The following is a 24,657-nucleotide window of genomic DNA, read 5'->3' as shown; positions in this document are numbered from 1 at the left end:
AAGCTGTTCATGCGGCTGCCTCTTGAACCTGCGCAAAAACATGACACCTTAGGGGGCGACCCCCAAAGGACTGTACTTATGGCCTACGCCCACTCTGACAGCTTGCCAGAACGCAAGCTACCGATGTTATCCAATCCCGCACCTGATGTGCGTGACCGCCTCAAGCTTGAAGGCGGCAAAAAGTTTGTTTTGGCAACGGAATTTGAACCAGCAGGCGATCAGCCCACTGCGATCAAGGAATTGTCCGAAGGTGTGCGCGCAGGCGAGCGTGATCAGGTTTTGCTGGGGGCAACCGGTACAGGCAAGACGTTTACGATGGCCAAGGTTATCGAGGAAACGCAGCGCCCCGCCATCATTCTGGCCCCGAACAAGACGTTGGCCGCCCAGTTATACGGCGAATTCAAAGGGTTCTTTCCCGACAACGCCGTCGAATATTTCGTCAGCTACTATGACTACTACCAGCCCGAGGCCTATGTCGCGCGGTCGGACACCTTTATCGAAAAAGAATCGCAGATCAACGAACAGATCGACCGGATGCGCCACTCTGCCACGCGGTCACTGCTTGAGCGCGACGATGTGATCATCATCGCGTCGGTGTCGTGTATCTATGGTATCGGGTCTGTCGAAACATATGGTGCGATGACCCAAGATATTAAGGTCGGCGCATCATATGACCAGCGCAAGGTCATCGCCGATTTGATCGCCCAGGCCTACAAACGCAATGATGCCGCGTTCCAGCGTGGCACGTTCCGGGTGCGCGGCGATTCGCTCGAGATTTTTCCAGCCCACCTTGAGGATCGCGCCTGGCGGCTGTCCTTCTTTGGCGAGGAGTTGGAAAGCATCACCGAATTCGACCCGCTGACGGGGGAAAAAACCGGCACGTTCGACCAAATTCGCGTCTATGCCAACAGCCACTATGTGACACCAAAGCCCACAATGAATCAGGCCATCATCGGCATCAAGAAAGAGCTGCGGATGCGGCTGGATCAGCTTGTCGCCGAAGGTAAATTGCTTGAGGCGCAGCGGCTTGAGCAGCGGTGCAATTTCGACATCGAGATGTTGGAAGCCACGGGCGTCTGTAACGGGATCGAGAACTATTCACGCTATCTAACGGGCCGCGCACCGGGCGAACCGCCCCCAACGCTGTTTGAATTCATCCCCGATAATGCGATTGTTTTCGCAGATGAAAGCCACGTTTCCGTGCCGCAGATCGGCGGGATGTATAAAGGCGACTATCGGCGCAAATTCACGCTGGCCGAACATGGTTTCCGCTTGCCGTCTTGCATGGATAACCGCCCCCTCAAGTTCGAGGAATGGGACGCCATGCGCCCGCAATCGGTGTTCGTGTCCGCGACCCCTGCGGCGTGGGAAATTGAGCAAACCGGCGGTGTGTTTACCGAACAGATCATTCGCCCCACCGGCCTGATCGATCCGATGATTGAAATCCGACCCGTTGAAATGCAGGTCGACGATCTGCTGGACGAGGTCCGCAAAGTCGCGGCTGACGGGTTCCGAACCCTGTGTACGGTTCTAACCAAACGCATGGCCGAAGATCTGACCGAATACATGCACGAACAGGGCATTCGCGTGCGCTATATGCACAGCGATATCGACACGATTGAACGAATCGAAATCCTGCGCGACTTGCGTTTGGGTGCGTTTGATGTGCTGATCGGGATCAACCTACTGCGCGAAGGCTTGGACATTCCCGAATGTGGGTTGGTGGCCATTCTGGACGCGGATAAAGAGGGTTTCTTGCGCTCTGAAACATCACTGATCCAAACAATTGGCCGTGCTGCGCGCAACGCCGAGGGCCGTGTGATCATGTATGCCGACCGCATTACCGGTTCCATGGAACGTGCGATGGGCGAAACAGATCGGCGCCGCGCCAAGCAGGTCGCCTATAACGAGCTGCACGGCATCACGCCCACCACGGTCAAAAAGAACGTCGATGATATTCTGGCCGGCCTCTATAAGGGCGACGTGGACATGAACCGCGTGACGGCCAAGATCGACAACCCCTTGGCTGGTGGTAACTTGCAGACCGTTCTGGACGGGCTGCGCACCGATATGCGCAAGGCCGCTGAGAATCTGGAGTTCGAAGAAGCTGCACGTTTGCGTGACGAGGTGAAACGGCTTGAAGCTGTCGATCTGGCGATTGCGGACGACCCGATGGCGCGGCAATACGCCGTCGACAAGGCCGTTGATGATGCGCAAAAGGCGTCTGGCCGATCAACCGGTGGTCGTGGCGGAATGCGCGGTGGCAAATCCAGATATGGCGGCAAAAAACGTTAACGCGTCGAGACGTGGGGGCGGCCATTCTGCCCCCACGTGTGGCAGGTGCACCTCCACCCGCTCACTAAAATTTGAAGTTCTTCTCACAGGTTTGGGAACAATTTGGCCCGTTGGCTAGTTGTCCACCCAGAACAACTCATAAGGAGAACAACAATGGAATATGGCATTCTAGGCCTCATCATCTTGATCGCTGACATTTACGCGATCGTCAAAGTTATCGGCTCCGGCGCGTCGACGCTGGCGAAAATCCTGTGGATCGTCGGCATTCTGGTATTCCCAGTCGTTGGCTTTATCGTATGGCTGCTGGCCGGCCCACGCGGTGGCACAATCAACGTCTAAATCGACGTAACGTGACGGATAGGGTCTGCAGTTCATTCTGCGGACCCTTTTCTTTTGGATAATTCATTTCAAACCGTAAGCAATTTATTAAGCACAATTGAGCATGTTTCCCGCAAAAGGGCGGGATTTCGGACATGCTGCGTATCTTGGCGATTGTACTGCTTGTTCTCGCGACCTCACCCGCGACCGCTGGTGCGTGGATGCGTGAAAAGGGCAGCGGATACTCTTCGATTACGATCAGCACTACGCTCTCGCGCGACTTTTCAGAGAGTACGTATCTTGAATTCGGCGTGCGTGATGACCTGACACTCGGTGCCGAAGTCGCCTTTTACGCATTCTCCAATGGTGTTCAGTCAGGCTCCGCGATGGTTTTCCTGCGGCGTCCTATCGGTGGGGATGACCGCCCCAGCGTTTATGCATATGAACTTGGCTTCGGGGCCGGCTGGTCCGGTGACATTGTCCGCCCCTACATTCGGGGCGGGCTATCATGGGGGCGCGGATATCAACTCAAACGCCTGAATGGATGGATGGCGGTTGATGCATCGCTTTTTATCGATACCTACTATGGGGAACATCTGCTGAAAATTGACAGCACCATCGGCCTCAACTTCAACGATCGTTTTGCCGGCATGATACAGATTTTTCACGCTGCCACGTCCGACATCAGCGCGACATCAATCGCCCCTTCGATCTTGTTCAAACCCATCAAAAGCAGGCCCGAGTTCAGGTTGCAAATTGGCACGGAAACTCAGATCGGCAACACAGATAACTCGGCCTTCAAAATTTCTTTCTGGAGAGATTTTTAGGGCCCTTCGCGAACTCAACCGCGAAAGGCCCCGTTAGGTTAACGCTTGTCCATACGCGCCTGCAAAAAGACGGATCCCTTCACGCTGGTATTCCACACAAGGTTTAGCAAATCACGGTTCGGGCCCTGATCTGTCAGCACATAGGGCACCGTGAACTGCGCCACATTTGAAGCGTTCCGGATCGGGCCATCCATCGCGACGCTGTCCACTGCAATTGCCCAGCCGCCGAATGGAAAACGTTCGGAAATATCGACAGTCCAGTTTTGCGCCGGACTGGATTGTGAATGTTCAACCTGGACGGGGTTTGCGACAGGATAGGTCACACCGTGAAACGAATTGCCGGTCATTTCAATATTCCGCATGCGCGAAAAATCCATGTCGGCAAAGCTGGTGTCGATCCGTTCAACCCGGTCAATCCAGCCATTAAGGCTGCGGAACCGGTTATCGTTAATCGTCAGGCCATTGATAACATGCCCCGATCCGTGCGGCTTGATCACGATATAACTGAACCACGGCGCGACCTCGCCCGACAGAAAGATATTCCCGCTGATCGCCAAGGAACTGAATGAATATTCGTTGCTATAGTCGGGGGCCGGATCTTGTTCGTTCGTCCATTCGATAAAACAGTTATCGATATAATTGCCCTGCACCACTGATCCGGTGTGCTGCGCGGCAAGGATCAAACCCGCAGAGCGGATACCATTGGTTACAGTATCGCCTTGGAAAAAATGGTTGCCCGTGATGATGTTGTTTTGCCCGGCAACCAATGCAAAATGTCTGAACCGCGTGGCCCGGTTGTCGCGAATTTTCACATCATTGGCGTTACAGTTGATCCCGATGGTCTTGCGGTCTGCGACGTTCAGGCTGTCTTCCGATGACAGGAATTGACAACGGTCGATGAACATCCCCTGACAGCCGCCGCCAATCGACGTAACACCCCGATCTTTCGGACGTGAAACAAAGCAGTCGCGCATATGGAAGGTGACGCCAGAGGGCGCAAGGTTCACGCCGCTTGCCACGTTGTTGCACTGGATTTCGATATCAGACAGCACGAATTTGCTCAGCGATCCGTAGTTGCTGAAATCCAACATGTATTGAAAGCGCGAAAAGCTGAAACTCTGCGTACCAGCCGCATCATAAAGTGGGGCATTCAGGGTGATCTCTTTGCTCGCTACGTTTTTCGACCGCACGTAAATTTCACGCCCGACGCCAGCCCCGGATACCAGCGCACCGACCGGCACATTTGCGATATTGGTCACATTGGTCAGCTTGCGCGCGTTCGACGGGGTATATGTCGCGTTCGACGTGACGGTGATCGTATCCCAATCACCACCACTGGCCGCTTCAAACTGACCATTTCGGATCACGCGGCGTGTGGCATAACTTGTCCGTTCGGGCGTGGCCGCCTGCATATCGATAGGCCCTGTCACATAAATCTTGCGCCCACCCATATCCAAAGATTCATGGTCGGAATTGTTCAAAAGCGCCTGATACGCCTTACGAAAGGCAATCTCTTCAGTCTCGAATGCGTCGATATAGTTTGGCAGATCAAAGTTGCGGCGCAGTTGTAGGATTGCGTTTGCGGGCATGGTCACCTTACCCTCGAACAGGGTTTCGGCGTCAAATGTGACATCCCCGTTCAGCAGATATGTCCCCTTTGAGATCAGCACCCGCCGACCTGCCGACGCGGCATTCGCGGCATTAAAGGCAGCGGTATCATCGGTAACCCCGTCGCCCACCGCACCAAAGTCACGCACATCAATCTGCGCCAGCATGTCCACCAGAAATGCGCTGGTGATGTCTTCGATTTGCAGGTCATCGATACGCACCACGCCGCCATTCTGCCCGGTCAGATCAAGGCCGAAATGCCCGTAAACCGGTTCGGTCCCCCACACCATGTCAACGCCGTTGCGCTGGCCGGAGCCGACAATCGCGCTGACCTCCACAACGTCGCCATAGCTGGAAAGCTGAACGGACGGCCCAACTTCGGTCAACCCGCCGACGCGGCTGCCGTTGCCAAGGGCGGGATAACCCGCAATCCGAACGGCGGGCAAGTTACCGCTGACCGCTTTGACCTTGGCCGTTATGCGCAGATAACACCCAGGCAACAGCGGCGTCTGCCCCATATAGCGCAGCCTTTGTGTGCTTTGCGTCTTAATCAGCTCTAACGCGCCGCCAAAATCCTGATCGGCCGGGATGAACGCCGCATTGATCGCATTGGCATAGGTATCCGAACCCGCGGTGCCGTCCCCGCTTGAATACACATCCAACCCGTTGGCAAAGATCGCTGGTGTCAGGACAAGCCCGTCCGTAATCGCCTTGTTCATCACTATCCCCTTTCAGAAACCGCGGCACACGCCCGGCGGCCCATCTGTTGCGTAACCCCGGCGGTATGCCGGCATGCGCAGTTGGATAGTTACGGTTCGTTAACCGGCGCTAAGGGGAGCGAACGCTGAAAACAAAAATGCGCCGCTTACCACACCAACTGGGGTGGGCAAACGGCGCAGTATTGTCGGGATGGTAAGCGGCTGAGCCAAGGCGTAGGCCCCGTCGCTTTTGGATAAAGTTACGCTGAGACGAGTTTCCCTGCCAATGCATCTTCAATCAGCGCCACGGTCTCATCTACACCGTACAGTGCAATGAACCCGCCGAAACGGGGGCCTTGGCTGGCACCCAAAAGCACCTCGTAAAGCGCCGTGAACCAATCACGCAACGGATCGAAGCGTTCTTTGCCGACCGCAAACACCATCGTTTGCAACGCTTCGGCATCTAGGCCCCCATCCCATGCTTTCAATTGATCGCGCAGGTCTTCCAATGCCTCGCGTTCCAGATCGGTGGGCGCGCGGAACACCTTGGTCGGCTTTACGAAATCATTGTAATACCGCACCGCATGATCGGCAGCGGCGTCCATACCGGGATTACCTTCGGGCGTCGCATCAGGCGCATAGCGCTGGATAAAGCCCCAGAGCTGCGATTTTTCCTCGGCCGAGGAAACAGACGCCAGATTCAGCAGCATCGAATAAGGCACGATCATATCCGACTTGGGCACATCCCCGCCGTGGATATGCCAAACCGGGTTGTTCAACTTGGCCTTATCATCCTGTGTCTCATAGGCGCGCAGCTGCTGGTGATATTCATCCACCGCTTTCGGGATCACGTCGAAATACATCCGTTTTGCCGTCTTGGGCTTGAGGTACATGAAATACGACAGCGATTCCGCGCTGGCATAGGTCAGCCATTCGTCAATCGTCAGGCCATTGCCCGATGATTTCGAGATTTTGTGACCGTCCTGATCCAGAAACAATTCATAGGTGAAATGCTCGGGCGCGCGCGCGCCCAGAATCCGGCAGATTGAATCGTAGATCGGCGTGTTGGTCGAATGGTCTTTGCCATACATTTCGAAATCGACGCCCAAGGCCGCCCAACGCGCGCCGAAATCCGGCTTCCATTGAAGCTTCACATTGCCACCCGTCAACGGCAGCGTCATCTCTGTACCGTCTTCATCGTCAAAAGTGATGGTACCCTCTTTGGCGTTCACCTCTTTCATCGGCACGTAGAGAATACGGCCGGTTTCAGGATGGATCGGCAAGAATATCGAATAGGTCTGGCGACGCTCATCGCGCAGTGATTTCAACATCACAGCCATGATTTCATCGTATTTTTCTGCGGCCCGCAAAAGAATCTCGTCAAATTGGCCCGATCCGTAAAATTCGGTGGCCGAGATGAACTCGTACTCAAAGCCAAATGTATCCAGAAACCGGCGCAGCATGGCGTTGTTATGCGCGCCAAAGCTGTCATGCGTCCCGAATGGATCCGGCACAGATGTCAGTGGGCGTTGCAGGTGTTCGGCCAGTGCTTCGGGGTTGGGAACGTTGCTTGGCACCTTGCGCATGCCATCCAAATCGTCCGAAAAACAGACCAAACGGGTCGGAATGTCGCTGATCAGCTCAAAAGCGCGCCTAATCATCGTGGTGCGCGCAACTTCGCCGAAGGTCCCGATATGCGGCAGGCCCGACGGGCCATACCCGGTCTCGAACAAGACATAACCCTTCTCGGGCATCTTATTTCCATAGCGTTTCAACACCCGGCGTGCTTCCTCAAAGGGCCATGCTTTGCTGGTTAAGGCGGCTTCACGCATCTGCGACATCTTTAAAATCCATCAATTTTGCCTGTCACCCTATGTGTACAAGCAGGCTGTTCCTATTGCGTCCCCCTCTGGCCGTCAATAATCTGCCCTTGATGAGCAGGCGATACAGGATATCCCAATGACCGAAGACACCTCCCTGACACTAAGCGCGCAAGATTGTCTTGTCGCGCTGATGATTGCGGTTTCCGCGTCGGACGAAGACATTCGCACGACCGAGCTGATTAAAATTCAAACTGCGGTAAATATCCTGCCCATTTTTCTGGACTACGATAACGACCGCATCAGCACCGTAAGTCAGATGGTCTTTGACCTGTTTGAGCAAGAAGACGGGCTGGACGCCCTGTTCGGCCTGATAAAAGGGGCGCTGCCAGACCGGTTGAACGAAACGGCCTATGCACTTGCTTGCGATGTGGCCGCAGCAGACGGCAAACTGGAAGAGGCCGAACTGCGCCTGCTGGAAGAAATCCGCTATGAGCTGGAGCTTGACCGCCTTCACGCCGCTGCGATTGAACGGGGCGCACGGGCACGCCACGTTACATAACGTGCGCTAACTGACGTAATATGCCGCCCAACGTTCGATCAGCTTTTGCTGCAAACGTTTGGCGCGCGCATTCCATGCACGGCCGCCATCCGGGCGTTCGCGTTGTGCCCGGCTTAACTTGGCCCGTCGTGGCTCATCGGCTGAAAACACCACAAATGCCATCTCGCGTCCGCTTGGGGCCTGCATATACCCCGCAAGGGTCGAGACAAAGTTCAACGTTCCGGTTTTGGCATCAACCTTGATCGGATGATCGCGTCTGGGTCTGCCCTTTTCATCCCGCAATACAATTGTCTTGAGTATGGGTTTCAAAGTACCGGAATTGTTCACCTTCACCAAAGCAGTCAGCATGTCGCTTGCTGAAATCCTGCTTTCCGATCCCAGACCTGAATGATCAACCAACGCGGGGTTTCGCATGCCCAGTTTGGTCTTGGCCCATTGGTTCATTTCGGCAGCAGACTCTTTGAGGGTTCTAGGCGCTTTCCCTCGGGCAATTGTCGCTGCCAAACCGGTCATTTCCGCCGTCAGGTTGGTGGAGTATTTCAACATATCGCGCAGGATGTCGTGCAAGGGCGCGCTTTGCTGAGTCACGATCAACTCGGCCCCAGCCGGCAGCGCATCGATCACCTGAAGGTTCCGCAGCCGTATCCCGTTGGCACCCGCCATCGTGGCAAAGATATCTCCGGCATAAAGGCCGGGCTTGCGCACCGGCAACCAGCGCGCACCGCTTTGCCCCAACGCGCGCTTTGCCACCGTCCAAGTATCACGTTTGCTGTCGTCACGGTACGTATACACTGGGTCCGAGCGGTCTTGGACTTGCATCACCGCCATCGCGACCTCGGGGCGGTATCGGGCGGAACGGCCATCCATCGTTACCGCATAGCCGCTATTGCCACGCTTCCATTCGAAATGAACACGGTTAAAGTTCAGCGCCAGCCCACTCACACCGGGATTATAACCCACGTGGTCAGGCTGTTCCGGGTCGATCCGACTTACACGTGGGAAATTCCCCTCGTAGACCCGAAACCCACCTTTGACGCTGTGAATACCCGCGTCCTTAAGCCGCCCGGCCATCGCGGCAAGGGCATCTGTATCCAAGGTCGGATCACCGCCGCCAACCAAGATCAAATCGCCCTGAACCTCGCCTTCGATGATCCCGCCGGTCGCGACGATCTGTGTCTCGAACAGGTGATCTGCGCCCAAGGTATCTAGCGCATAAAGCGCGGTAATCGCCTTGGTCACACTGGCAGGCATCAGCCCCATCGTTGGTGCCTTTTGTTCCAGCACCGCTCCAGTTTTGGCGTCCGCGACAACAAACGCCACCTGCCCTTTCAGATTTGAGGCCTCTATCAGCTCTGATGCCGTCGGAATGGCGCGGCGAAACAGGTCGCCACCGCGCAGTACAGGGCGCAAAGATGTGTTCGGCGGCGCAGCAAAGGCACTAGGCGCAACGACACCTGCCGCCACTGAGCCGAGGAAAAACCGCCGTGAAAATTGCTGTGTCATAGTGAAAGGTTAAAGCCGACGATGCGTGGTGATACAAGCATCTGCAATTCACATTTTAATGGGTCATGCCCCATGCTAGTGAATGCCTTATGCAGCGGGCGATCCTTATCATGTTTATGGCCATGTCACTGATCCCCGCCGGGGATAGTGCGGGCAAGATATTAACCTCGCAAATGGGGGTTGCCCCAGTCTTCGTCGCGTGGTCGCGGTTTGCGATTGGTTTGATCATTCTGATCCCGTTTATCCCTGATCAAACGCGCGCATTGTTTGGCAATTGGCGCATCTGGGTCCGCGCCGCGATGATCTGCGGCGGCATCACCTGCATCCAAACGGCCCTACAGACCGAGGACGTGGCGAATGTCTTTGCCGCCTTTTTTATCGGTCCTTTGCTCAGCTACGTGTTGGCGGCGGTCTTTCTGCGCGAACCCATCACCTTGCTGCGCAGCGCATTGATCGCGATAGGCTTTGCCGGTGTCCTGTTGGTGGTGCGCCCCGGCGTTGCCGTCAGCGCCGGACTGCTTTGGGCGCTCGCGGCGGGCACCTTTTATGGCATCTTCCTGACCATGTCGCGTTGGCTGTCCGATCTGGCGACGCCCCTGCAGCTTTCGGTCACGCAATTGGTCATTAGCACCGGGTTGCTACTGCCATTCGGGTTGATGCATCTGCCCGAATTCTCTGCGCCCATCGCAGCACTTACAGTAACCAGCGCGGCCTGTTCGATGTTGGGAAATCTGCTGATGCTTTATGCATACCGCATTGCCCCGGCGACCAAAATCGCCCCGATGATCTATTTCCAACTGCTGTCGGCTGTTGCGTTGGGCTGGGTGTTGTTCGGGGCCCTACCTGATGCGATGACATGGATCGGGCTGGCAATCATCCTAAGCGCGGGCATCGCGTCGACCCGTCTAAGATGACCACTTGCCAGCGGCGCGTATCGCGGTCGAGCTGACGTCCGTCATTGGGACATTCACAAAACACCACGCCGGCGCATCGGCATACCCCAAAAGCTGACTTTGCCGGCCGGGAATACGATACTTGGCATAAAGTGCTGCGGCCCGGCTCATCCGTGCAGAAATGCGCTGACCGGGGCGGGCCATAACGCCAATCGGGACCGTTTCAACAATCTGCTGCCAGTCCTGCCAAAGATGCAATTGCGCCAGATTATCCGCCCCCATCAACCACACGAACCGCACGCCGGGGTGGCGCGCCCGCAAGGCGGCAATTGTCTGTGCGGTAAAGCGCGTGCCCAACTGGGCCTCTACATCGGTGACATCAACGCGGGGGTGCTGCATGACCTGTCGCGCGCGTTCCATACGTTGCGCAAGCGGCGCAGGCCCCTGCGCCTTGAGCGGGTTACCGGGGCTGACCAACCACCAGACGCGATCCAAGCCAAAGCGTTTCAACGCCTCGCGTGTGATATGCGCATGGCCCTCGTGGGCAGGATCGAACGATCCCCCCAAAAGCCCGATCACCTGACCCGGTGCCACATATGGAAATGGATAGCCCACGAAAACGGCCCCCGAAATGCATCAGGGGCCGAAAGGAGAGGGTCTTGCCCTCTTTGTCAATTAGCTAATCGACGGATCAGTCGACGAACTTCTTCAACTCACCCGATTTCAAGCGTGCGAAATAGCTGTTCATCTCGCGCTTGACGATTGGCATGAGGAAGTACAGCGCCGTGATGTTCACAACCGCCATGGCAAAGATCATCGCATCAGAGAAGTCGATGACAGCGCCCAGATTGGCCGCGGCACCCACAATGATGAAAAAGCAGAAGATGACTTTGAACACGATCTCTTTCGTCTTTCCTTCGCCTACCAGATAGGTCCAAGCCTTGAGGCCATAGTAAGACCAGCTGATCATGGTCGAGAATGCGAACAGCACCACCGCAACAGCCAGAACATATGGGAACCAGCTAAAGCCGGTTGCAAATGCCGCCGATGTCAGTTGAACACCGCTGGAGCCGTCAATGGTTTGGATCGACGTGCCCGCTTCGTTCAGAACGAAGTTGCCGGTTGTCGGATCCACAAGCAGAACACCAGAGATGGTGATCACAAGTGCTGTCATCGTACAGATCACAACTGTATCGATGAACGGCTCAAGCAAGGAAACCACACCTTCGGTCACTGGTTCTTTGGTCCGCACGGCAGAGTGTGCAATCGCCGCCGACCCAACGCCCGCTTCGTTCGAGAACGCAGCACGTTTGAACCCTTGGATCAGAGCGCCAACAAAGCCACCCGCAACACCAAGACCAGTAAAGGCACCGTCAAAGATTTGACCAAACGCCCAGCCGATTTTGTCATACTCGACAATCAAGATGACCAAAGCTGCTGCGACATAAAGGATGCCCATGAACGGCACGACCTTTTCCGTCACCCGCGCGATGGATTTGATCCCGCCCACGATAACTGCGAACACCACAGCGGCAAAGATAAGGCCTGTGATCCAGCCGGGGTAATCGCCGAGGATACCAGAAATCTGCGCATGCGCTTGGTTGGCTTGGAACATATTCCCGCCGCCCAATGCACCACCGATGGTAAAGATCGAAAAGACGATGGCCAGAAATCCGCCAAATGGCAGGCCGCGTTCTTTGAAGCCCTTGGTCATATAGTACATTGGACCACCGGAAACGGTGCCATCTGCGTATTCGTTCCGATACTTCACACCAAGCGTACATTCGGTGAACTTTGAGGCCATGCCCAAAAGACCCGCAAGGATCATCCAGAATGTGGCACCCGGCCCACCAATGCCAACCGCGACGGCAACACCGGCGATGTTACCAAGGCCGACAGTGCCCGATAGGGCTGTTGTTAACGCTTGGAAGTGGCTGACCTCGCCCGCGTCATCGGGGTCGGAATAATCACCTCTGACCAGTGATATCGCGTGGCCAAAGGCCTTAAGCTGGATGAAACCAAAGTAGAATGTGAAAACGGTCGCACCAACGACGAGCCAAAGAACGATCCAAGGAAAGGACGCGCCGGCGATTTCGAACGGCAAGGGGGCAAAGATCAGGTTGACGAACCACCCCGTTGAGCCTGCGAAAATATCGTTAATGCGCTGATCCATGCCCACCGCGTCCTGCGCGGAAGCGATCGCAGGCAAAACGGAGGCCGCAGCCGCCCCAAGCCCGGTTGTAAGAAACTTATTCATGATCTGCTCCCTTATGGAATGATTGTGACTGGAACGCTGGATGCGACGGCCAAACGGCCCGTCACGCCACCGAACATCCGCTCTTTCAAGCCGCGTAGACCGACACGGCCCACCACGATTTGCAGCGCTTTGTTCTTTTTGGCGATGTCATCCAGAATATCCGCAACATCGCCATGTTTGACGATCCCATCGACCGCTAGGCCCATTTCAGTTGCAGCTTTAACAGCCGGGTCCATGATCCGCTCGCGCGCCATCGAAAGCTCTTCTTCACGGCGCTTGTGGCGCTCCGCGTTTTCTTCCGATGTTTGAAAGCTGAATGGAGACCATTCAATCACATAGACAATTTTCAGGGTGCAGTCCCCAATTAATTTGGCTTGGGTGGTCGCAAAAGCCAGGGCTCGATTGCCTGCCTCACCCCCGTCAAGTCCAACGACGATAGTGGATGTTGTCATTATTTTGTCCCTCTTGCTACGGCACAGCCTCTTTCGGGCCGCGTTAACCCCAAGGGCAAAAATCGCCCCTAGATAGAAAGACGATAACTGACAACGTGGAAATAATTCGCCTCATTTTTAGGCAATTTGAAGTCGATTTGACCGAATTAACCTGAGATTAACGATAATATGCGTCGTTTTGTCCCACCCTATCGCCGACTCAAAGTCGTGAATCTTTGCATTTTATATGCTTTTGGTTGTGTATTCAGTGGGCTGTGCGGCAGCGGCCCGGCGAATAGGTGTCTCGCTCCGACTTGGCATTATCCACGGCGCGACCCCGTCATTGTCCCCCGCTCAGACAGGCCAGTGACCAGCGTCTTCAAATCCGCATTCGGTGCTCATATATTGAGTGTTTGATCTTGCCCGCCTTGGGCGATATTGCACACCCCAACCCAAAAGCAGCTTATCCGAGGATTCCCAATGGCCGCCTATCAATATGTCTACCACATGTCCGGTGTCTCAAAGACCTATCCGGGCGGCAAGAAATGTTTCGACAACATTAACCTGAACTTCCTTCCCGGCGTGAAAATCGGTGTGGTCGGTGTCAACGGTTCCGGTAAATCCACGCTGATGAAAATCATGGCCGGCCAGGACAAGGATTTCTCGGGCGAGGCATGGGTCGCCGAGGGGGCCAAAGTTGGCTACCTTGAGCAGGAACCCTATCTCGACCCAGCCCTAACCGTGCGTGAAAACGTCATGCTGGGCGTGAAAAAGAAAAAAGACATCCTGGATCGCTATAACGAACTGGCGATGAACTACTCTGACGAAACAGCCGACGAAATGGCCGCGCTGCAAGATCAGATCGATGCCGAAAACCTGTGGGACCTCGACAGCCAGATCGACGTGTCGATGGAAGCGCTGCGCTGCCCCGCCGACGACGCCGATGTGACAACCCTGTCCGGTGGTGAGGCGCGCCGCGTTGCATTGTGCAAACTGTTGCTTGAGGCCCCTGAAATGCTGCTGCTCGATGAACCGACGAACCACTTGGACGCGGAAACCATCGCTTGGTTGCAGCAACACCTCATCGATTACAAAGGTACGATCCTGATCGTTACCCACGACCGCTATTTCTTGGATAACATCACAAGCTGGATCCTCGAGCTCGACCGCGGCAATGGCATCCCCTACGAGGGGAACTATTCCAGCTGGATCGACCAAAAGGCCAAGCGGCTTGAGCAAGAAGCCCGTGAAGACAAATCCAAGCAAAAGACGCTGTCGCGCGAATTGGAATGGATGCGTCAGGGGGCCAAGGCCCGTCAGGCAAAATCCAAGGCCCGGATCAAATCCTATAACGAAATGGCAGATAGTTCAGAGCGCGAACGCTTGACCCGCGCGCAGATCGTTATTCCCAACGGTCCGCGTCTGGGCAACAAAGTGCTAGAAGTCGAAGGCCTGTCCAAAGCCATGGGCGACAAGCTGTTGATCGAAAATCTTGAATTCTCGTTGCCACCCGGCGGTATCGTTGGCGTCATCGGCCCCAACGGTGCGGGTAAATCGACCCTTTTCAAGATGATCACCGGCAACGAAAAACCGGACGCTGGATCAATCACCCTCGGTGACACTGTCGATCTGTCCTATGTGGATCAGTCGCGCGATGACCTGAACCCTGACGACAACGTCTGGCAGGCCATCTCGGGCGGGGCCGAAATCATCAAACTGGGTGACGCCGAAGTGAACTCCCGCGCGTATTGCGGTGCGTTCAACTTTAAGGGCGGCGATCAGCAAAAGAAAGTCGGCCTGCTCTCAGGTGGTGAACGCAACCGCGTGCACATGGCGCGTCTGCTCAAAGAAGGCGGTAACGTTTTGCTGCTCGATGAACCGACCAACGACTTGGACGTTGAAACCCTGCGTGCGCTCGAAGATGCGCTTGTCGATTTCGCCGGTTGCGCCGTGGTCATTTCGCACGACCGCTTCTTCCTTGACCGGATTTGCACGCATATCCTTGCCTTCGAGGGCAATGCCCATGTCGAATGGTTCGAGGGTGGCTTTTCCGACTACGAAGAAGACAAAGAGCGCCGCCTGGGCGCTGACGCGATGGAACCAAAGCGCCTGAAACACAAAAAATTCTCGCGCTAAGGCAAGGCCTTTTGAGACACAGAAAACGGGGGCATCTTTTGATGCCCCCGTTTTGCGTTTGATCCTACATTTCCGAAGAAACCAGTCGGTCGATATCCTTCATGGTATCTTTGGCCTTAAGCGCATGCTCGCCGATATATTCGCGCACCTTGTCGCAGGCAGACCGCCCCGTCCATAAACGTTGGTTCGAGATCGAGTGGACAGACAAATCCACCCCCATGTCGTTGCCAGCGCCAGACTGCATGGGCTTTTTCGCCAAATCCGCTTTGATAAGGTGTTGAATGGCCGCAGGGTTGACCCGGTGACGCGCCAATATCGCCGCAACCAGAACGCCGTTGCCCACATAGCCCAGAATATAGCGGTGGCTTTGCAGGGCGTTGATTGATGCCTGGGTAACATGGGCCATCTGGTCGCAGAATTCGGTCGGGGAAAGCGTTTCAAAGATATTGCGCATTTGCGGCAGCTTGATTGCCAGCAGGTTCATCGCATAGCACCCTTCGGGCAGCCCCTTCAGACGGTGTTCGAACCCGTTCAGGTCGACCACGTCCGGCACCCCCAGATCGAAACCTTCCTCGCGGCTGGCTTTGATCTGCTCGGTAAGCTCGGCCAGGGAACGGCGCGCGTCTTGTTCGCCGCGCAGGCTTTCGCTCAGCAATCCTGCCGTATTGATACGCGCGCTCAAGTCGACGCCGTTCAACGGCTTATAAACAAAATCGGTCGCCCCAGCCTCGAACGCACGTTCCATCAGGTCATGGCTGGTGCTGGATGTGATCATCAAGATCGGGGTCTTTTGATGCTTTTTCAGATTCCGCAGCTCGGCACACAGCCTGATCCCGTCGATGCCCGGCAGCATGATATCCAACAAGAAGCAGTCAAAATCCGGACCGGGTTCATTAAGTAGAACAAGCGCCTTTTCCGCATCCTCGGCACAGACCAGATCAAACCCGTGTTTGGGCGTTAGATAGTCGGACAACATATCCAGAACTGTTGGATCATCATCTACTGCTAAAATTCTCATAACCTGCCTTACCTACGATCTACGGGCGACACTGCCCGAGCACCCGCTCTAACGCGCAACATTCCACGCTTTTCCGGCAATTTTATGGTCCGGTATCGAAAACAAATAAGGCAGCTGGGTGAGGCTAGGACCTTTAAAACAAGGCCGACTTTGGGCGGCGTGCATCAGAACATGTCAATAATGTGCAACCGTCGGCGCCATTTCGCTGTGCAACACACGCCTAATGCGACCCCCTTGCGCGAATCCCCTGCCTCTGGCATACGGGCAAGGCAAACGTTATTCTTTTTCGACCCACTGTCTCCTTATACGGCGTTCAGACTTCGATCCAGACCGACCACGCCAAGCCATCGCACGATGCGGATGGTACACTAGAGGAGACTACGGATATGGCCACTGGCACCGTAAAATGGTTCAACACAACAAAAGGCTTCGGCTTTATCGCACCCGATGGCGGCAGCAAAGATGTATTCGTACACATTTCTGCCGTTGAGCGCGCAGGCCTGACCGGTCTGGCCGACAACCAGAAAGTGACTTTCGACATCGAAGCCGGCCGTGACGGTCGCGAATCTGCGTCGAACATCGCACTGGCATAAGTCAGCTAGGCTTCGGTCTACACAAAGAATTGACCGGCTGACCCCATGGGACAGCCGGTTTTTTTATGTCCACAGGGTTGCCAAGAAACGCTTAACCCGCATCATGTATGATCAAGAAAACCAGTCAGGAACATCACATGCGTCGCCGCTCATTTATCGCAGGCTCCTTGGCCGCACTTGCCTTTCCGAAAATGCTTTTTGCCCAAAACGCTGCCTATGATCCAGCGCCACAACTGGTCGAAATCAAAAACCAGTATGAAGCTGGCCAGTTGTTGATCCTCCCGCGCAGCCATTACCTGTATCTGGTCACCGCCCCCGGCGAGGCGATGCGCTATGGCGTTGGCGTCGGCAAGGCGGGTCTGGAATTCACTGGCACTGCTACGATTTCAGTCAAGAAAGAATGGCCCACTTGGCGTCCCACGGACGAGATGATCGAACGTGAACCCAACACATATGCGCGCTTTATCGGCAACACCGACGCCCAACCGGGCGGCCCGCAAAACCCATTGGGCGCGCGCGCGCTGTACCTGTTCCAAAATGGCAGAGACACCTATTTCCGCATCCACGGTACAACGCAGCCCAACACCATTGGGCGTTCGGTATCAAACGGCTGCATCCGCATGATCAACGAACATGTAAAAGATCTCTACGAACGTGTGCCGATTGGGACGACGGTTACTGTTCTTTAATCAAATGACATTCCATTGAATGACAAAAGGGCCGGTGTTTCCACCGGCCCTTTCTCGTTAATAACGCTCTAAATCTTAGTTCAGTGCTTTGTCGGTGATGTCGTGGGTCCAGGCCCCTTCAGGTGCCTTGGTGATCATGCCACCTTCCATTGTGATGTCCGCGCTACGCTTGAACGCCGCCTCGTCCAACGCACCGTTGCTGCCAGCAGTCAGCTTGGCAATCTCGCCCATCATACGCTTTTGGTGCTTTTCGGTTTGTGCGCCGGTTTGGTCGTTTTCAAGCACGATTTCAGCCGCCTCATCAGAATGCTCTTCGGCGTATTTCCAGCCCTTCATCGACGCGCGCACAAAGCGTACCAGCTTGTCCTGCATGTCGGGGTCGGCCAGGTTTTCTTCGGTGGTATAAAGACCGTCTTCCAGCGTCGAGATACCTTCGTCTTCGTATTTAAAGACAACCAGATCATCCGGCGTCAGCCCCGCATCAATAACCTGCCAATATTCATTGTAGGTCATGGTGGTGGCGCATTCGACCTGCTTTTGCAGCAATGGGTCCACGTTAAAGTTGATCTTTTGAATGGTCACACCGCCATCCGATCCATCGGTCGCATAGCCCAGCTTGCCCATCCAGCTTAGCAGCGGGATTTCATTGCCAAAGAACCATGTGCCCAATGTGTGCCCGGGGAAATCCTCAGGCTTGGTGATACCGTGTTCTTTCAGACAGGTCAGCATGAGGCCGGATTTTGCGAAGGGCTGCGCGATGTTCACAATCGGCGCGCCTTTTTCCCGGGCTGCCAATGCGGACGGCAACCAATCCACCATCACATCAGCGCCACCACCCAGCAAAACCTGCACGGGCGCGATGTCCGGACCACCCGGCTTGATCGTGACGTTCAGGCCTTCCTCTTCGTAAAAGCCCTTGTCCAAAGCAACGTAATAGCCGCCAAATTGCGCTTGCGTGACCCACTTCAATTGCAGTGTCAGATCATCGGCGGCATAGGCCATGCTGCCCCAAAGACCCAATGCGAGCCCGGCTGTCATCTTGGTGATATTTTTCATTATTATAGTCTCCCTTGTTGTGTTGGTCGTTTCGTTTCGGTTAATTTCGTTGGCTGGGGTGCCAGAATGTGATCCGCCGCTCGATCAACGCCATAGCGCCATAGAACGCCGATCCGGCAATTGCCGCCACGACAATCTCGGCCCAGACCAGATCAAGTGCAAGCTGCCCCACCGAGGTCGAGATACGAAACCCCATTCCCCGGATCGGAGAGCCAAAAAATTCAGCAACAATCGCGCCGATCAACGCCAGCGTGGTCCCGATCTTGAGGCCATTGAACACGAAAGGCATGGCCGCAGGCAAGCGCAGCTTGAAAAGCGTCACCCAATAGCTTGCCCCATATGTCCGCATCAGATCGCGCTGCATCGTATCGGTCGCCTGCAGTCCCTGCACGGTGTTCACCAGCATTGGAAAGAACACCATAACCACGACCACCGCCGCTTTGGATTGCCAGTCAAACCCGAACCACATCACTAGAATGGGTGCCATCCCGATGATCGGCAAGGCCGCCACGAAATTGCCAACCGGCAGCAACCCGCGCTGCAAAAACGGAAACCGGTCCACCGCCACCGCGATCAGGAACGCAGCACCACAGCCGATAACATATCCCGACAATGCGCCTTTCAGCACGGTTTGCACGAAATCGACCCAAAGAATATCAAGCGATGCACCAAAACGCGCCGCAATTGCAGTGGGCGGCGGCAGCAACACTGGCGAAATCTCAAGCCCGCGTACCACACCTTCCCAGATCGCGATCAATGTGACCCCGAAAACGATCGGCGCAGCCAAGGACCGCCAGCGCACAGGCCGCCCCCGTGCAAGACGTATGTTTATCCACCAACCAAGCGCCCAAGCGGCTATTGCAAAAATAACCCAACTCATCGCGCCATCCCCATGCGTTTCAGGGTGACCCGCTGAACGATTCCAATGATACCCACCAAAACAGCAGCCAGCGCGGCGGCCATAAGCAATGCGCTCCAGATCTGGATCGTCTGACCATAGTAACTACCGGCCAAAAGACGCGCGCCCAGCCCCGCAACAGCGCCGGTGGGCAGCTCCCCGATAATCGCCCCGACCAAAGACGCCGCCATGGCGACCTTCAGCGAGGTGAACAGATACGGCATAGACGCGGGCAGCCGCAGCCGCCAAAAGGTTTGTGACGCGCTCGCATGCCATGTCCTCATCTGGTCCAACTGCATCTGGTCCGGGCTGCGCAACCCTTTGACCATGCCAACAACAATCGGGAAAAAGGACAGGTACATGCCGATCATCGCCTTTGGCAGCAGGCCAGAAATTCCAACAGCGTTCAGCACCACAATAATCATCGGTGCAATCGCCAGAATGGGAATGGTCTGGCTGGCAATCACCCAAGGCATGACCGACATATCCATCGTCCGGTTATAAATGATCCCCACGGCCAGCAATGTGCCCAAAACAGTCCCCAAACCGAACCCAAGCAATGTTGCACTCAACGTAATCCACGAATGATAGATAAGAGACCGCTTCGACGTGATCTTTTTCTCAACCGTTGTACGCCAGATCTCGGCGGCAACCTGATGCGGTGCAGGCAGTTTCGGCTTATCCTGCGCCCATGTATCCTTGATCAGGGATGTGGTTGTCACAATCTCCCCCGACCGCTTCGCCTTGTCATAGGTCCAGTCCGCATTCAGCCAAATGGCCGCCGCATACCAGACCACCAAAAGCAATCCAACAACAGTCAAAACCGGGGCAAAGCTCTGCCTCACAAGACAGCCCCCCGCTTCTCTGGCTCACAAATATCCTCCCCGAAGGGCCGGCTTGCCACAAACGCAGGTTCAGTCATCGCCATGCCCCGCCCTTAACCCTTCACGGACACGGTGCGCGATCTCCAAAAACTCCGGCGTCTCGCGGATTTCCAAAGGCCGTTCTTTCGGCAACGTGCTTTCAATCACATCCGTGATCCGTCCCGGTCTCGGGCTCATCACGACAATCTTCGTGCTCAGATACACCGCCTCGGGGATGGAATGGGTTACGAATGCAATCGTCTTTTCCGTCCGCGCCCAAAGCCGTAACAACTGCTCGTTCAGGTGATCGCGCACGATCTCGTCCAGCGCGCCAAACGGCTCATCCATCAACAAAATGTCCGCATCAAAGGCCAAGGCCCGCGCAATGCTTGCCCGTTGCTGCATACCGCCCGACAGCTGCCACGGGAATTTCTTCTCAAACCCTGCCAACTCCACAAGCTCCAGCACCCGCGCCACCCGCGCCGCCTGATCCGCTTTGGAATAGCCCATAATCTCAAGCGGCAACCGGATATTCCCGCCGATCGTGCGCCAAGGATAAAGCCCCGCCGCCTGAAACACATAGCCATAGGCCCGCGCCATCCGCGCATCTTCGGCGCTGACGCCGTTCACCGTAATTGACCCACCCGTAGGCTGCTCCAGATCCGCCATGCACCGCAAAAACGTGGTTTTCCCGCAACCAGACGGCCCGATGAAACTCACAAAGTCGCCCTTCTGAATGTCCAACGACACGTCCTTAAGCGCGTGCACAGGGCCATCATTGGTCTCAAATGTCAGGGAGAGATTTTTGGCAGAAATAACAGGGGCTAACGTCATATTACCCGCCCGTTTTCTGTCGTATGGTGTGCTCGCATTGCAGCTGGCCTCTTTCTTCTTTTCGTGGGCACGGCAGCATAGCCGCCGCGCCGCTTAGGGGCAATTTTGCGTTAGATGCCCGCAGGAATATTCAACGGATCACGCTGGATCATCTTGGGGGCCGTCAGCTCTTTCCACTTACTAAGCGCAACATTGCCCGAAGGGAACGCTGGGCGCGGCACAAACCGGCCCCGGCCCGGATTGGGCTGCGAATTTTGCCCCCAGGCCCAAATCACCTCACCCCGGCTCAGCGTGTAACGGCTTTGCGCAGTGACGTTGAAGCCCTCGAACACATTGTAATCCAGCACCGAATGGTGGTTCGTCGGGGAAATCGTTTTGCTGATCTTCGGGTCCCACACCACGATATCCGCATCAGCCCCCTCAACAATCGCACCTTTGCGCGGATAGATGTTCAGGATTTTCGCAACATTGGTCGATGTCGCAGCAACAAACTCATTCGGCGTCAACCGACCCGTCTCAACACCTTCGGTCCATAATACAGCAAGGCGCTCTTCTAGGCCATTAGACCCGTTTGGAATGATCCGGAAATCATCTTTTCCCGCGCGCTTTTGCGCCGTGGAAAATGCCGCGTGGTCCGTTGCCACTACCTGCAAGGACCCTGATTGCAACCCAGCCCACAAACTGTCCTGATGATCCTTTGACCGGAACGGGGGCGACATCACCCGCCGCGCGGCATGGTCCCAATCCTTGTTGAAATACTCGGATTCGTCCAAAGTCAAAAACTGGATCAACGGCTCGCCGTAAACCCGCATGCCCTTTTGCCGCGCGCGCCGGATCGCCTCATGGGTCTGCTCACAAGACACATGCACGATATACAGCGGCACACCCGCCGTATCAGCGATGGTAATCGCCCGGTTTGCCGCCTCACCCTCCAGTTCCGGCGGGCGGGAATAGGCATGACCCTCGGGGCCAGTGATCCCTTGATCGAAATATTTTTGCTGCAGCTCGGCAACCAAGTCACCGTTTTCAGCATGCACCATAGGAAGCGCACCCAACTCCGCACAGCGCTTGAAGGACGCGAACATCTCGTCATCCTCAATCATCAATGCGCCCTTGTAGGCCATGAAATGCTTGAATGAATTGACGCCCATATCCACGGCATCTTTCATCTCGTTGAATACATTCTCGTTCCAACCGGTGATCGCCATATGATATCCGACGTCCGAACAAATCTGCGGCGCGGATTTGCGATGCCATTCGTTAATCGCATTCTTGATCGACCCGTCCTCGCCCGGAAGACAGAAATCAACGATCATGGTTGTGCCGCCAACGGCAGCAGCCCATGTGCCGCTCTCGAAAGTCTCAGCAGCGGTCGTGCCCATAAAGGGCATTTCAAGATGGGTATGCGGATCAATACCGCCCGGAATGACATAGGCCCCCTCGGCGTCGATATACTCATCCCCGACAAGGTTCTCGCCAATCCGCGCGATCGTCTCGCCTTCAATCAGAACGTCCGCTTTCCACGTCCTGTCAGCGGTACATACCAGTCCACCTTTGATTACTTTGCTCATCTCAACTCTCCCATCTCATCTCTCATTCCAAATGGATCAAAATCCCGGGGGCGTGGGGGCTGGCCCCCACTCACCGCTCAAACCGATCCGAAGCATCCCAATGCTGGCCCATGAACGCCGATATCCAGCGGGCCAAAGTCGCTCTCAACACATAGCGAAAAATACCCCGCCCGCGGCATGTAAACGACGCGGTACGTCCCATCGCCCTTCGACACCGACCAACAGCGCTGCGTAATCCCACCGCTAAAATTCACCCTGATCTGCTTCGGTGGCCGCAGCGCCTGCCGAAACGCTTCAGCCGTACGGCGAAGAACCATGTCCTGACTTTCCATGGCTTCATCAATTTCCGCGTCAATCAGCGCAGAAATCCGTTCTCCTATGGAAAGATCCTGCTCAAGCATCACACGCCGCCACGGAATTTTTGAAAATTCCGGCCCGTTTTCTTTGAAAGAAAACGATCCCGCATCACCCGATAATCTCCGCAGTCTCTAGCACCGCGTGCAGCAACACATCTGCCCCCGCTTTTGCCCAATCCTTGGTAATCTCTTCTGCCTCATTATGACTTAGGCCGTCGACACAGGGGCACATGACCATCGCCGTCGGGGCCACTCGATTGATCCAACAGGCGTCATGACCTGCACCCGAGATGAGATCCATGTGGCTGTACCCCAGACGCTCGGCGGCAGACCGCACGGCCGTTACGCAACCTTCGTCAAATGCGACGGGGTCAAATCCGCCAACCTTTTCAAACGCAACCTCCAGCCCCATGTCATCAGCAATCTTCTGGCCTTGCGTCCGCAGCTGCGCCTCCATTTCTTCGATCACCAGCAGGTCGGGCGATCTGAAATCAACGGTGAACACGACCTTGCCGGGGATAACGTTGCGCGAGTTCGGATACACATCAATATGCCCCGCCGCACCGACGGCATGGGGGGCGTGCGCCCATGCGATCTGGTCAACAGCCTCCAAAATCCGCGCCATGCCCAACCCAGCATTCTTTCGCAAGGGCATGGGGGTCGATCCGGTATGTGCGTCTTTGCCCGTTACCGTCACCTGCGTCCAAGACAGACCCTGCCCATGGGTCACGACGCCGATGTCTTTTCCTTCAGCCTCCAAAATAGGACCCTGCTCAATATGCAGCTCGAAAAAGGCATGCATCTTGCGTGCACCGACTTCCTCATCGCCCCGCCATCCGATCCGGTTCAGCTCGTCTCCAAAGGTCAGCCCGTTGGCGTCGATCCTGTCATATGCCCAATCTTGGGTATGAATACCGGCAAAAACGCCTGACGACAGCATCGCGGGGGCATAGCGCGTGCCTTCTTCGTTGGTCCAGTTCGCAACGACAACGGGATGCTTTGTCTTGATGCCCAAATCATTCATGGTGCGCAGGATTTCCAGACCACCCAGTACCCCTAGAACTCCGTCGTATTTGCCGCCCGTGGGCTGCGTATCCAGATGCGACCCGACATAGACCGGCAAGGCATCAGGATCGGTGCCATCACGCTGCGCAAACATATTTCCCATCTGATCAAGGCCCATGGTACAGCCCGCAGCCTCGCACCATTTTTGGAACAGGGCGCGGCCTTCGGCATCCTCATCGGTCAGCGTTTGACGATTATTCCCGCCCGCGACGCCGGGGCCGATTTGGGCCATCTCCATCAGGCTGTCCCACAAACGATCAGGATTGATCTTCAGGTTTTCACCAGGTGCGGCCATAGGAAGGCTCCTCATTCAGACTAGCTTGCGCATCACAAAAATTTTTACCATTTGGTAAATCCACGATTGCG

At 55.6% G+C, this 24,657-nt stretch carries 22 protein-coding genes; 8 read left to right on the top strand and 14 right to left on the bottom strand.

Features of this window, described 5'->3' with window-relative positions:
* Positions 1 to 78: 78 nt before the first annotated feature.
* The 3 genes from uvrB to AADJ11_RS04195 all read left to right on the top strand — a co-directional run bounded on the left by uvrB (position 79) and on the right by AADJ11_RS04195 (position 3,440).
* The gene (uvrB, locus tag AADJ11_RS04205) at positions 79 to 2,295 is read left to right on the top strand and encodes an excinuclease ABC subunit UvrB (RefSeq protein WP_341233289.1); all 2,217 of its coding nucleotides are present in this window, start codon (positions 79 to 81) and stop codon (positions 2,293 to 2,295) included.
* Between the two features lie 153 nt (positions 2,296 to 2,448).
* Positions 2,449 to 2,634: a PLD nuclease N-terminal domain-containing protein gene (locus AADJ11_RS04200; protein ID WP_093916737.1), complete on the top strand. Its 186-nt coding sequence runs from the start codon at positions 2,449 to 2,451 to the stop codon at positions 2,632 to 2,634.
* A gap of 134 nt (positions 2,635 to 2,768) precedes the next feature.
* Positions 2,769 to 3,440 (top strand): hypothetical protein, encoded by a 672-nt coding sequence (locus AADJ11_RS04195; RefSeq protein WP_341233288.1) that lies wholly within the window; start codon positions 2,769 to 2,771, stop codon positions 3,438 to 3,440.
* Between the two features lie 38 nt (positions 3,441 to 3,478).
* Here the strand turns inward: AADJ11_RS04195 and AADJ11_RS04190 are convergent, their stop codons facing one another.
* Together AADJ11_RS04190 and AADJ11_RS04185 are read right to left on the bottom strand one after the other, a co-directional pair.
* Positions 3,479 to 5,767, bottom strand: coding sequence for a glycosyl hydrolase family 28-related protein (locus AADJ11_RS04190; RefSeq protein WP_341233287.1), 2,289 nt, complete (start codon positions 5,765 to 5,767; stop codon positions 3,479 to 3,481).
* Between the two features lie 239 nt (positions 5,768 to 6,006).
* Positions 6,007 to 7,587, bottom strand: coding sequence for a lysine--tRNA ligase (locus AADJ11_RS04185; protein ID WP_341233286.1), 1,581 nt, complete (start codon positions 7,585 to 7,587; stop codon positions 6,007 to 6,009).
* 118 nt (positions 7,588 to 7,705) lie between these two features.
* Here AADJ11_RS04185 and AADJ11_RS04180 point away from each other — a divergent pair, with 118 nt between their 5' ends.
* A complete protein-coding gene (locus AADJ11_RS04180) occupies positions 7,706 to 8,128 on the top strand; it encodes a tellurite resistance TerB family protein (protein ID WP_341233285.1) in 423 nt (140 codons plus the stop codon).
* A gap of 6 nt (positions 8,129 to 8,134) precedes the next feature.
* On the opposite strand, the gene dacB is transcribed toward AADJ11_RS04180, so the two are convergent.
* Complete coding sequence (gene dacB / locus AADJ11_RS04175) at positions 8,135 to 9,631, bottom strand: D-alanyl-D-alanine carboxypeptidase/D-alanyl-D-alanine-endopeptidase (protein WP_341233284.1); 1,497 nt, start codon at positions 9,629 to 9,631, stop codon at positions 8,135 to 8,137.
* Positions 9,632 to 9,720: 89 nt separating this feature from the next.
* Between dacB and AADJ11_RS04170 the strand changes: the two genes are divergently transcribed.
* Entirely contained in the window at positions 9,721 to 10,545 is an 825-nt protein-coding gene (locus AADJ11_RS04170) for a DMT family transporter (RefSeq protein WP_341233283.1), read from the top strand.
* Here the strand turns inward: AADJ11_RS04170 and AADJ11_RS04165 are convergent.
* The 3 genes from AADJ11_RS04165 to AADJ11_RS04155 all read right to left on the bottom strand — a co-directional run bounded on the left by AADJ11_RS04165 (position 10,537) and on the right by AADJ11_RS04155 (position 13,233).
* On the bottom strand, positions 10,537 to 11,139 hold the full coding sequence (locus AADJ11_RS04165) for a nicotinate-nucleotide adenylyltransferase (protein ID WP_341233282.1): 603 nt from the start codon (positions 11,137 to 11,139) through the stop codon (positions 10,537 to 10,539). The two genes, AADJ11_RS04170 and AADJ11_RS04165, sit on opposite strands and share 9 nt — an antisense overlap.
* A gap of 76 nt (positions 11,140 to 11,215) precedes the next feature.
* Positions 11,216 to 12,781, bottom strand: coding sequence for an alanine/glycine:cation symporter family protein (locus tag AADJ11_RS04160; protein ID WP_341233281.1), 1,566 nt, complete (start codon positions 12,779 to 12,781; stop codon positions 11,216 to 11,218).
* Positions 12,782 to 12,792: 11 nt separating this feature from the next.
* Positions 12,793 to 13,233 (bottom strand): universal stress protein, encoded by a 441-nt coding sequence (locus AADJ11_RS04155; protein WP_341233280.1) that lies wholly within the window; start codon positions 13,231 to 13,233, stop codon positions 12,793 to 12,795.
* A gap of 459 nt (positions 13,234 to 13,692) precedes the next feature.
* Between AADJ11_RS04155 and ettA the strand changes: the two genes are divergently transcribed.
* Positions 13,693 to 15,348 carry an energy-dependent translational throttle protein EttA gene (ettA, locus tag AADJ11_RS04150; protein WP_341233279.1) on the top strand — a complete coding sequence of 552 codons (1,656 nt, stop codon included), beginning with the start codon at positions 13,693 to 13,695 and terminating at the stop codon, positions 15,346 to 15,348.
* Between the two features lie 64 nt (positions 15,349 to 15,412).
* On the opposite strand, the gene AADJ11_RS04145 is transcribed toward ettA, so the two are convergent.
* Positions 15,413 to 16,366, bottom strand: coding sequence for a response regulator transcription factor (locus tag AADJ11_RS04145; RefSeq protein WP_341233278.1), 954 nt, complete (start codon positions 16,364 to 16,366; stop codon positions 15,413 to 15,415).
* 386 nt (positions 16,367 to 16,752) lie between these two features.
* Here AADJ11_RS04145 and AADJ11_RS04140 point away from each other — a divergent pair, with 386 nt between their 5' ends.
* Entirely contained in the window at positions 16,753 to 16,959 is a 207-nt protein-coding gene (locus AADJ11_RS04140) for a cold-shock protein (protein ID WP_005851393.1), read from the top strand.
* 137 nt (positions 16,960 to 17,096) lie between these two features.
* A complete protein-coding gene (locus tag AADJ11_RS04135) occupies positions 17,097 to 17,648 on the top strand; it encodes a L,D-transpeptidase (protein WP_341233277.1) in 552 nt (183 codons plus the stop codon).
* A gap of 75 nt (positions 17,649 to 17,723) precedes the next feature.
* On the opposite strand, the gene AADJ11_RS04130 is transcribed toward AADJ11_RS04135, so the two are convergent.
* The 7 genes from AADJ11_RS04130 to AADJ11_RS04100 all read right to left on the bottom strand — a co-directional run bounded on the left by AADJ11_RS04130 (position 17,724) and on the right by AADJ11_RS04100 (position 24,586).
* Entirely contained in the window at positions 17,724 to 18,704 is a 981-nt protein-coding gene (locus tag AADJ11_RS04130; protein ID WP_341233276.1) for an ABC transporter substrate-binding protein, read from the bottom strand.
* Between the two features lie 40 nt (positions 18,705 to 18,744).
* A complete protein-coding gene (locus AADJ11_RS04125; RefSeq protein ID WP_341233275.1) occupies positions 18,745 to 19,584 on the bottom strand; it encodes an ABC transporter permease in 840 nt (279 codons plus the stop codon).
* Complete coding sequence (locus AADJ11_RS04120) at positions 19,581 to 20,447, bottom strand: ABC transporter permease (protein ID WP_341233274.1); 867 nt, start codon at positions 20,445 to 20,447, stop codon at positions 19,581 to 19,583. Before AADJ11_RS04120 ends, AADJ11_RS04125 begins: the two co-directional genes overlap by 4 nt.
* 69 nt (positions 20,448 to 20,516) lie before the next feature.
* Complete coding sequence (locus AADJ11_RS04115) at positions 20,517 to 21,299, bottom strand: ABC transporter ATP-binding protein (RefSeq protein WP_341233273.1); 783 nt, start codon at positions 21,297 to 21,299, stop codon at positions 20,517 to 20,519.
* Positions 21,300 to 21,409: 110 nt separating this feature from the next.
* On the bottom strand, positions 21,410 to 22,870 hold the full coding sequence (hydA, locus tag AADJ11_RS04110) for a dihydropyrimidinase (RefSeq protein ID WP_341233272.1): 1,461 nt from the start codon (positions 22,868 to 22,870) through the stop codon (positions 21,410 to 21,412).
* 77 nt (positions 22,871 to 22,947) lie between these two features.
* Positions 22,948 to 23,271, bottom strand: coding sequence for a hypothetical protein (locus tag AADJ11_RS04105; RefSeq protein WP_341233271.1), 324 nt, complete (start codon positions 23,269 to 23,271; stop codon positions 22,948 to 22,950).
* Between the two features lie 64 nt (positions 23,272 to 23,335).
* The gene (locus AADJ11_RS04100; RefSeq protein ID WP_341233270.1) at positions 23,336 to 24,586 is read right to left on the bottom strand and encodes a Zn-dependent hydrolase; all 1,251 of its coding nucleotides are present in this window, start codon (positions 24,584 to 24,586) and stop codon (positions 23,336 to 23,338) included.
* Between the last annotated feature and the right edge of the window lie 71 nt (positions 24,587 to 24,657).

Source organism: uncultured Sulfitobacter sp. (assembly GCF_964021855.1).
In the GTDB taxonomy this organism is placed as follows: domain Bacteria; phylum Pseudomonadota; class Alphaproteobacteria; order Rhodobacterales; family Rhodobacteraceae; genus Sulfitobacter.
This window is presented reverse-complemented; position numbering and strand designations above follow the sequence as displayed.